This window comes from Desulfitobacterium sp. (genome assembly GCF_982384815.1).
Genome location: NZ_CEVWNY010000113.1, coordinates 1 through 9,779 on the forward strand (window position 1 = coordinate 1; position 9,779 = coordinate 9,779).

Below are 9,779 nucleotides of genomic sequence, written 5' to 3' on the forward strand. Positions count from 1 at the left end.
ATGGGAAAAGCAAAGGTTATTACCACAGCACTTATTTTAACCACGGCATTATTAACAGTAGGTTGTAGTTCAAATCAGAGTGCGCAAGCTCCGGTTTCTCAACCGCCGGCCTCTCAACCCGCTAAGGCAACAGCTGTTCAACCTGAAAAAGTCTCTCAGGTCAAACTCTATCAAGGATCAGGTCAAACGGCAATATTCCGTGTTGGTCCGGGAAAAGATGAGAATGATAAACAGATCTATACGCTAAATTACACTATGGCAACGGCACTTTTTGATCAAGATGGAAAAATTGTCAATGTTACTTTTGACGGCTTAGAAGTATTCTCCCCTAATGATAAGGAACATGTAGAAAAGGGTGCCCCGATTTTCTCAGGTTTTCCTGGTCAGGCCGGCTATGTAAATGCTGCCGCTAGTACTGAAGATAGTGCTAAAAAAGAAATTTCTAACTGGAAAACAAAGCGTGAACGTGGTGATCAAGATTATGGCATGAATTGGTCAAAACAGTTTGGTAAGTTTCAGGAATTTATGAAGGGCAAGACAGTTGCCGAAGTCAAAGATTGGTTTGCCAAGAATACATCCGATATTAATGGGCGTCCTCTAAGAGCTGATGCCAAAGACCCCAAAGACCAGGAGAAATATGCCAAGTTAACAGATGCGGAGAAAAAAGCACTTGCTGATGTCACTTCCGGGGCAACGGTTAGCCTCAGGGATCCACATGGTGATTTTATAGGAGCTCTTGAAAAGGCCTATGAAAATAGAGTGGAAGTTACAGTCTCGGTTAAATAATAACTAGGAATGAGAAAAAAGGAACCAAGTAAAATATTTCGGCTTGGTTCCTTTTTTATGTGTGCCCACCGAAGAACCGTTGATAGCATAGATGCGGTTGCCATTTTTGGTGCCATTTTAATAAACCTAGTTTACCCGCAAAGGTCTCCAAACTCTTCGATCAGCATATCCTCTACTTCCGCCATTTTTAAGACCCCTAACTCTTTTTGAAAGGAAGGATCTAGGTCAAGGTATTTCTCATAGGTTAACTCCTCGTCCTCCGTGTAAAATTTGGCGAAGGAAAAATATATTCCGTCTTTGCTTTCTTCAAGATGCTTAAGAATATAGTACTCAGTGGGGTCGATTTTACTTTGTAAAATAGCTGTATTCCCGCTGATGACCAAAACAACCTGGGCATCTTCATAAGCACGGCCATGGAACTTCCAGATAAAGCCTTGAACTAGGGAGGTCTGATAATCTGGGGCCACCTTATTTTTTGTAGATTCCCAAGTAAACTCTACTGATAGCAGCCCGGCAGCTTCCATCTCTTCGGCTATTTCATCCAGGCGGCTAGCTACCTCGGAGGGAATAGTATATTCATCGCATATGGAGCTGTCACAGGAATAGACAGGGACATTGATGACTTTACCCGCACCATGATTGAGGGCGATGGGAATATTCCGTGAGGTAAGATAGCCGGTATCGCCACACCCGCATTGATCTACCGGTGATAGAGTTTCGTTTAACATGCCTGCACCTCGCAATAATTTAGATATTATGGGGGTAAATGCTATTAACATTATTTTAGTGTAACCTTTTTGCCTACTAAAGGAAATAGGCAATATGTAATCAAAAAACTCCTATATTATTGCCTTGATAATTAGTTTTGACACTTAGGGAAAAATTAGTTTATACTAGATAAGTAGTTACATACAATATACCAGATTGAAAGATCTATCATAGAGGTGCAAGTTTTGAATAAGAAAGTTGCCATTGTGACTTTAGGATGTCCCAAGAACCAGGTTGATAGTGAGATTATGATCGGACGCATCGGTGAAAAATATCAGGTTGTCGGCGCGCCTGAGCAAGCAGATGTAATCGTTGTCAATACCTGTACTTTTATCGAAAGTGCTAAAGCCGAATCTGTCGATAGCATACTTGAGATGGCCCGGTATAAAGCAGAAGGAAAATGTAAAACCCTTGTGGCTACGGGATGCTTAGCTCAACGCTATGGCGATGAGCTGATGGCAGAGATTCCGGAGTTGGATGGTGTAATGGGCACTGGGAATATAACTGAGATTCTTGAGACTCTTGAGGAGGCGGAAAAAGATAAGGTACGGAAGATCTCTACAGAGGCACCGGCCTTTATCTATGACGAATCCATGCCCAGGGTTCGTTTGTCCCCTAAGCATTATGCCTATGTTAAAGTAGCTGAAGGGTGCGACAATTACTGCACTTACTGTGTAATACCCCATGTTCGGGGGCACTTTCGCAGCCGCAAAATAGAATCCATCCTTCAAGAAGTCAAGGCAATGGCCGAAGAAGGTGTAAAAGAAGTATTATTGATTGCCCAAGACACTACTCGCTATGGCAAAGATCTGTATGGGGAGTATCGGCTTCCTGCCCTGATTGAAGAGATCGCTAAGATTGAGGGAATTCAATGGATTCGCTTGATGTATTGTTATCCCGAGCTATTTACAGATGAATTGATTCAGGTTATGAAAGATACTCCGAAAGTCTGTCGTTATCTGGATCTGCCTCTTCAGCATGCACATAATAAAGTCTTGCGTGAAATGAATCGAAGAGGTACGATACAGGAAGCGGAGGAACTAATTTATAAATTGCGCCGGGAAATGCCCGATTTACGCCTGCGCACAACCGTGATTACCGGTTTCCCCGGAGAAACTGAAGAGGAATTTGAGGCGGTTCTGGATTTTGCCAGGAAAATTCGCTTTGACCGTTTGGGAGCTTTCGCTTATTCTCAGGAGGAGTCTACTCCCGCGGCTAAGAGGGAAGATCAGATTCCCGAGGAAATTCGGGAGCAACGGCGTGATAAACTGATGAGATTGCAGCAGGATATTGCCTATCAGCTGCAACAGAGGTGGGTTGGTCGAACTTTGAAAGTTCTTATTGAAGAGGAATTGGCGGATGAGCGTTGGGTCGGGCGTAGTGAAGGTGATGCCCCTGAGATTGATGGTGTCGTGTATGTTCATTCCCCGATAACCCTTGCAATCGGAGATTTTGTTCAGGTTAAGATAATGGAAGCAGATAGTTACGATTTAGTGGGAGAGGTTGTGCAGTGAATTTACCCAATCGACTCACAATGGCCCGGATAATTTTAATTCCCATATTTATGGCCTTTTTGCTTTTGCAATTCCCTAAGGGTCAACCAATTTTTCCTCATCAGGATTTGGTGGCGGCGGTAATATTTATTTTGGCTGCTACTACTGATGGTTTGGACGGTTATATTGCCCGTAAACGGGGACAAGTTACCGTGCTTGGGAAGTTCATGGATCCCTTGGCCGATAAGCTGCTGGTTTCGGCGGCATTAATTGCTTTAGTGGAATTAGGAGATGTACCGGCTTGGATTGCCTGGGTGATATTGGCTCGGGAATTTGCGGTAACAGGCTTGCGGGCCATTGCTTCCGCAGATGGAACCGTGATTGCGGCCAGCAAGCTGGGTAAGATCAAAACCGTCTCTCAGGTGATTGCTATATCCTTGATCCTCCTTAATGATTGGCCGCTTTCCGTCCTGAATATTTATTTAGGGCAACCCCTTCTTTATGTCGCTCTTTTCTTTACCATCATTTCCGGTGTGGATTATCTCGTAAAATCAAGGAAAATTTTAAGAAAGTAATCAGTAAGTTTACTTTAACTTTAAATAAATACTGAAGGTACAGGTAAACAGAGTTTTCCATAGGAAGGAAGACTCTGTTGTTTTGTACATTCATGGCAATATTTATCAGCGAGTAAGGTATATAAGTCGTGATATAATGATGAAGCCAAGCTGTATATAATTGAATATAGACTCTATGTTATAAGCAAAAGAAGGTTTAATATGTTTGAGTTTTCATAAATTCGATATTGTAAAAGACTCCTAAACTATTATAATTATTATAACCTTGCATGAAGTTAAAGTTTGGAGGAGAGTTATGACTAAACAACGGATTACAGTTATTAGCTTAGTTAGTATACTTATTTTCAGCTTATTGCTGGGTGGTAAGCTTATATATGAGAATAAATGGATCAAAGGATCTTTGATACAGGAAAGTCAACAGATCAAAGGGGTTGTCTCCGCCGAAATTATTGATCAACAAGGGACTACGGAAATGATTGTTCAGACAGACCAAGTGGGAAATCTCCAAAATATCTCCCAGCAGTTAAAAAGAATAGCTGGAAATCATCCCATTCGCTTAGTTGACCAACGATCGACCGAGCTGGAAGAAGTTTTTCAACAGATGCAGTTTGCCATTCAAGAGGGAATAGTCATGGGAAACTTTACACAAATGAAGGAAAACCTGGCTAACCAAGCAGAGCAGGCTGGAGTAGTGTTAAATCTTTCTATGGATAATGAAGCTATCTATTTGACTTTAGATAAAGGAGAGCATCAATTAGTTTCGGTAATTGAGCGTCACGGCCAAAAGGCTTTTCTTCCCAGCGAGGGGAGCCCCTAACGGTGCTGCCGGCCACTGATATTGAGAGGAGGAAGGTAAGTGAAATTAGCTAAAGATATATTAATCGGAGCGAGTATCGGCATATTCTTTTATCTTTGGGTAGCAGGATATAATGTAATACCGATTGGACTTTTGATTTTCCTGGGTGTTCTCTTTTGGAAGTTTATGCCACGTCCAATGATGGGTGGATCGGAAAAGGGTATCCAGATCTCCGGCACTTCGATCGACTTTGACGACATAGGTGGTCAAAATGCGGCCAAAAAAGAGCTTCAAGAAGCGTTGGATTTTCTTTTATATACTGAACGTATGAAGGAATTAGGAATTCGTCCTTTAAAGGGTATTCTATTGTCAGGTCCCCCGGGAACCGGAAAGACTTTATTGGCTAAAGCAGCCGCCCGCTACACAGATTCAGTATACTTAGCCATTTCGGGCAGTGAATTTGTGGAGATGTATGCCGGAGTGGGTGCAGAGCGGGTAAGACGTTTATTCCGGAAAGCTAGGGATCTGGCCAAAAAGGAACAGAAGCAGCGGGCCATAATTTTCATAGATGAGATGGATATTCTCGGCGCCAAGCGCGGGAGCAATGTCTCACACCATGAATATGATCAAACTCTCAACCAGCTCCTTGTGGAAATGGACGGCTTAGGCAGCAATGAACAAGGGCCTCAGATTCTAGTTATTGCCGCTACCAACCGGGCTGAGGCTTTGGACCCGGCCCTTCTGCGACCTGGTCGCTTTGACCGTCAAGTTAAGGTAGACTTACCGGACAAAGAAGGACGCCTGGCCATTCTTAAGATTCACACGAAAAATAAGCCCTTAGCCGCCAATGTTGATTTAGAGCAAATTGCCCAAGAGACCTTTAGCTTTTCCGGTGCCCATCTGGAAAGTGTGACCAATGAGGCGGCAGTATTTGCTTTAAGGGATGATGTTCAAGAAATTAGCATGATTCATTTTCGTGAAGCGGTGGAAAAAGTTCTTTTAGGGGAGAAATTAGACCGCAAGCCTACGGATGAAGAATTGCAACGGGTGGCTGTTCATGAAGGGGGCCATGCCTTGCTTGCAGAGCATGTTAGACCTAATTCTGTTTCCCAGATTTCAATTCGTTCCCGGGGTAATGCTTTAGGGTATGTTCGTCATTATCCCAAGGATGACTTATATCTTTACACCCAAGATATGATCGAAGAGCAGATTATGGTTGCCTTAGCCGGTGCCATAGCCGAGGAAACGGTACTTGGGGCAAGGAGTACAGGGGCATCGGGAGATTACGAGCAAGCTCTCCATATGGTAGAAAAGATGATGGCTTCCGGAATGTCTTCTCTGGGAGTGGTGGATGTGGAGAAATTAGGTTCAGATCAGCGCCAAAAAGTAACCCGTGAGATTCTCAATCAATTGGAAGAGCGAACCCGCAAGGTAATTTTCGACAGCCGCCAAACCTTAGATAAGCTTGTTAATATGCTAAAGAAGGAAGAAGTCCTTGATGGTGAAAAACTACGTTTGCTCATCGGGAAAGAAGCGGTCGCTTGATATCAATGAGGTCCTCAATTGAGGATCTCTTTTATTTTTGAGCAGCAATGACTTTAATTGATTTTAAACCTGCGGATTAACTGTGTTTTTAAAAGGATAAGTTCACGAAAGAAGAGAAATAATTAAGAAGTATTGTTTTAAATATTAACCTGGAATTTGCTTTTTGTTACATACTATTTATAAGCATTGTTTGCGTTTGTAGAGGGAGAGTGATAAAATATCATGAAAGCTGAAATTGTCGCTACTGGAACGGAAATACTATTAGGACAGACCTTAAATACGAGTGCACATTATCTTACAGGAAAGTTATCTGAATTAGGAATTGAAGTTGATTACCATACAACTGTGGGAGATAACAAAGAACGGTTGGAAAAAGTAATCAAACAAGGTATACAACGGTCGGATCTACTGGTTATCACAGGGGGGACGGGGCCAACCGAGGATGATCTTTCCAAAGATCTGATTGCCAAGGTTTTTGGCTTGAAAATGCTCCTTGACCCGCCCAGTCTGGAAAGAATCCAAAGTTTTTTCGCCCAAAGGGGTACCCAAATGCCTGAGGCGGAGAAGAAGCAAGCATACTTTCCTGAAGGATCCCTTGTCCTTCCTAATCACCACGGGACAGCTCCTGGTGCGATCTTACAAAAAAGTAATAAAATCATCATCCTTTTACCTGGTCCTCCTTCCGAGATGAAACCAATGTTTACAGAATATGTATGGCCGTTTTTGGAGCAAAGAGTCCAAGGTGATGCCGAAAGAATGCATGTTCGAGTGATTAAAGTTAGCGGTCTTGGGGAGTCTGAATTGGAGGAAAAGCTCCGGGATTTTATCGGCAAGAAATGTCCCGGCATGACCTTGTTATGCAAGCACTCGGAAATGCATATTCGTTTAGTGGTACGTGGAAATAAGGAAGAAGCAATTCCAGTCCTTGATCAGGCAGAGCAAGTTATTCGCCGACGGCTGGGAGAGCAGGTTTTTGGGACGGACGAAGATACCATGCTCGGACTCGTGAGTGAGAGCTTAAAAAAGCAGGGGATTACTCTTGCCACTGCCGAGTCCTGTACAGGCGGAATGCTAGGTGAACTGCTTACCCAACAGCCGGGAAGCTCGGATTTTTATTTGGGTGGAGTCATCAGTTATTCTAATGCGCTAAAAGAAAGTTATTTAGGGGTAAACCCTGAGACTTTGGCTATTTATGGTGCAGTTAGTGCCGAGACCGCCTTAGAGATGGCCGCAGGTATCCGCCAGCGTACCCAGGCAGACTTAGGTATTAGTATTACGGGAATCGCCGGCCCCGGTGGAGGCAGCCAAGAAAAACCCGTAGGGTTAGTATATATTGGCTTGGCAACTTCGGAAGGAATTAAAGCGAATAAGTTTCAGTTTCATGGAGGGCGAGAATCAATTCGGCAGCTCACTGTTCAAGCTGCCCTGGATTGGGTTCGCCGTTATATGTTAAATAGTGAAAGGGGTTAACTAGCGATTGAGTGCAGAACGTTTACAGACCTTTGGTGAGATTAGTTTAAGTAAGCAAGTGTTACAGGCTTTAACGGAAATGGGATTTGAGGAACCATCCCCCATTCAAAGAGCGGCCATTCCTTTGGCCATGGAGGGTGTGGATTTAATCGGGCAAGCACAAACCGGCACCGGAAAAACTGCTGCCTTTGGGATTCCTATTTGTGAGAAGGTTAATCCTAAGTTTCAAGCGGTGCAAGCCATTATCCTGACCCCAACCCGTGAATTGGCGGTTCAGGTTTCCGAAGAGATCAGCAAAATAGGCAGATACCGTCATGTCAAGCCTCTGCCGATCTACGGGGGCCAATCCATCGAACGACAGATTCGAGCACTACGTTATGGCAGTCAAGTGGTGGTAGGAACACCGGGACGGATCCTCGACCATTTAAATCGGGGAACCTTAAAACTGCAATATGTTAAATTGGTGGTATTGGACGAAGCCGATGAAATGTTGGATATGGGTTTTGTGGAGGATATCGAAGCGATCCTCAAACAAGTGCCTAAGGAAGAACGTCAGGTTATGCTTTTCTCAGCGACTATGCCACCGGAAATTAAAAAGCTGGCTCAAAGTTATATGAACCAGCCTAAGTCTGTTGCTGTGAGCCGAGATGAACTGACCGTTCCTTTAATTGAGCAAGTCTTTTATGAAACCAGGGAAAAAGTTAAAGTAGATGCTCTCTGCCGGATTATTGATATGGAGGAAATTGGCCAAGCCATTATCTTCTGCCGGACTAAAAGAGGCGTAGATGAGTTAGTGGCTGCCCTAGAGGCAAGAGGATATTTTGCCGATGCTTTGCATGGGGACTTGAGCCAGCAGCAAAGAGACCGGGTTATGAAGCGGTTCCGGGATGGCAAAACCGAGCTCCTCGTCGCCACTGATGTAGCGGCAAGGGGATTGGATATCGATAATGTAACCCATGTCATCAACTTCGATATTCCTCAAGATCCGGAATCTTATGTGCACCGGATTGGGCGTACCGGCAGAGCCGGTCGCAAGGGACAGGCCATCACCTTGATTTCCCCTCGGGAATATCGCCAGCTTCGCCTGATCGAGCGTTTGATTAAGACTCGAATTATTCGTAAAGAACTCCCGACTTTGGCCGATGTCAGCGAACGTCAGGCCGAAAACTTAAAGCATCAATTGGTTAAGATTTTGCAGAAGAGCCATTTAGGCGCTTATCGGTCAATCGTTAGTGCCTTAATGGAGGAATACGATTCCATCGATGTAGCCGCCGCTGCCCTGAAATTTGCGGTAGAGGGAGTTGATGAAAGGGCCGGGGAGGAGGATGAAGTATTCTTCGGCAATACGGGAGCAGCTCCCGGCATGGTGCGTCTCTTCATGAATATCGGACGCCTTCAGCAAGTACGTCCTCAGGATATTGTCCGTTGGATTGCCGATGAAAGTGGGATACCCGGTAATATTATCGGGATGATCAATATCTATGATAAGTTCACTTTTGTTGAAGTCCCTGAACAATATGCCACCCGTGTCCTTAGTTGTATGCATCAAAACATGATCAAAGGCCGCAAGGTCAATGTGGAACCGGCTAAGGCCAGATAAAAAATAAGAGGCCGCTGTAAAATGGACTGTAAAGTCCGTTGAACAGCGGCCTTTTTGCACGAAAGCAGCCCCCTCTGTTATTTTCTTCTAAATAAAGGATTGACAGGCTTCACCTGCAAAAGTATAATATAATCGAACAAATGTTTGTTTTGAGACTAAGATAATTTATTATATTCAAGTTGAGGAGGAACTGAGATGGCCGAAACCGATAAATTAAAAGCCCTGGATATGGCATTAAGCAAGATTGAAAAGCAGTTTGGGAAGGGTTCTATTATGAGATTGGGGGAAGCTTCCGCCAAAATGGTGGTGGAGGTTATTCCTACAGGTTGTTTGGCCATTGATATAGCCTTGGGAGTCGGTGGTGTACCACGGGGCAGAATTGTGGAAATTTACGGGCCTGAATCATCAGGGAAAACTACCGTAGCCTTGCACATTGCCGCAGAAGCTCAGAAGCTTGGCGGAGTGGCTGCTTTTATCGATGCGGAACATGCTCTTGACCCGGTCTACGCTAAAGCTTTAGGGGTCAATATTGATAATCTGCTGGTATCGCAGCCTGATACAGGAGAGCAAGCTTTGGAGATTTGCGAAGCTTTAGTGCGAAGCGGAGCTATTGATGTGATAATCATTGACTCGGTAGCGGCGTTAGTACCTAGGGCAGAAATTGAAGGGGAGATGGGAGACTCCCATGTCGGCTTACATGCCCGATTAATGTCCCAAGCTCTCCGTAAATTGACTGGAGCAATCAG

General features: G+C 44.2%; 9 protein-coding genes. 8 read left to right on the plus strand and 1 reads right to left on the minus strand.

The genetic code is table 11. From position 1 onward, the window contains the following. Nucleotides 1-786 (plus strand): hypothetical protein (locus tag AC1U9U_RS13645; RefSeq protein ID WP_479961103.1); only part of this gene is annotated, 786 nt, incomplete at its 5' end. 131 nt (nt 787-917) lie between these two features. Here the strand turns inward: AC1U9U_RS13645 and AC1U9U_RS13650 are convergent. Beyond that, nucleotides 918-1,514 (minus strand): hypothetical protein, encoded by a 597-nt coding sequence (locus AC1U9U_RS13650; protein ID WP_479961104.1) that lies wholly within the window; start codon nt 1,512-1,514, stop codon nt 918-920. Between the two features lie 225 nt (nt 1,515-1,739). Here AC1U9U_RS13650 and rimO point away from each other — a divergent pair, with 225 nt between their 5' ends. The 7 genes from rimO to recA all read left to right on the plus strand — a co-directional run. Continuing rightward, nucleotides 1,740-3,068: a 30S ribosomal protein S12 methylthiotransferase RimO gene (gene rimO / locus AC1U9U_RS13655; RefSeq protein ID WP_479961105.1), complete on the plus strand. Its 1,329-nt coding sequence runs from the start codon at nt 1,740-1,742 to the stop codon at nt 3,066-3,068. Continuing rightward, complete coding sequence (gene pgsA / locus AC1U9U_RS13660) at nt 3,065-3,622, plus strand: CDP-diacylglycerol--glycerol-3-phosphate 3-phosphatidyltransferase (protein WP_479961106.1); 558 nt, start codon at nt 3,065-3,067, stop codon at nt 3,620-3,622. The genes rimO and pgsA overlap by 4 nt, the downstream gene beginning before the upstream one ends. A gap of 295 nt (nt 3,623-3,917) precedes the next feature. Further along, nucleotides 3,918-4,439: a hypothetical protein gene (locus AC1U9U_RS13665; protein ID WP_479961107.1), complete on the plus strand. Its 522-nt coding sequence runs from the start codon at nt 3,918-3,920 to the stop codon at nt 4,437-4,439. Nucleotides 4,440-4,478: 39 nt separating this feature from the next. After that, entirely contained in the window at nt 4,479-5,963 is a 1,485-nt protein-coding gene (locus tag AC1U9U_RS13670; RefSeq protein WP_479961108.1) for an AAA family ATPase, read from the plus strand. A 222-nt stretch (nt 5,964-6,185) separates the two neighbouring features. Next, nucleotides 6,186-7,433, plus strand: coding sequence for a competence/damage-inducible protein A (locus tag AC1U9U_RS13675; RefSeq protein WP_479961109.1), 1,248 nt, complete (start codon nt 6,186-6,188; stop codon nt 7,431-7,433). A gap of 7 nt (nt 7,434-7,440) precedes the next feature. Continuing rightward, nucleotides 7,441-9,033, plus strand: a complete 1,593-nt coding sequence (locus tag AC1U9U_RS13680; RefSeq protein WP_479961110.1) for a DEAD/DEAH box helicase — start codon at nt 7,441-7,443, stop codon at nt 9,031-9,033. 195 nt (nt 9,034-9,228) lie between these two features. Next, a partial coding sequence (gene recA / locus AC1U9U_RS13685) for a recombinase RecA (RefSeq protein ID WP_479961111.1) occupies nt 9,229-9,779 on the plus strand: 551 nt, incomplete at its 3' end.

Bases quoted from the DNA above. Each gene is read 5' to 3' on its own strand.
- AC1U9U_RS13650 (WP_479961104.1), bottom strand. From the start codon at position 1,514: ATGTTAAACGAAACTCTATCACCGGTAGATCAATGCGGGTGTGGCGAT.
- AC1U9U_RS13665 (WP_479961107.1), top strand. From the start codon at position 3,918: ATGACTAAACAACGGATTACAGTTATTAGCTTAGTTAGTATACTTATT.
- AC1U9U_RS13675 (WP_479961109.1), top strand. From the start codon at position 6,186: ATGAAAGCTGAAATTGTCGCTACTGGAACGGAAATACTATTAGGACAG.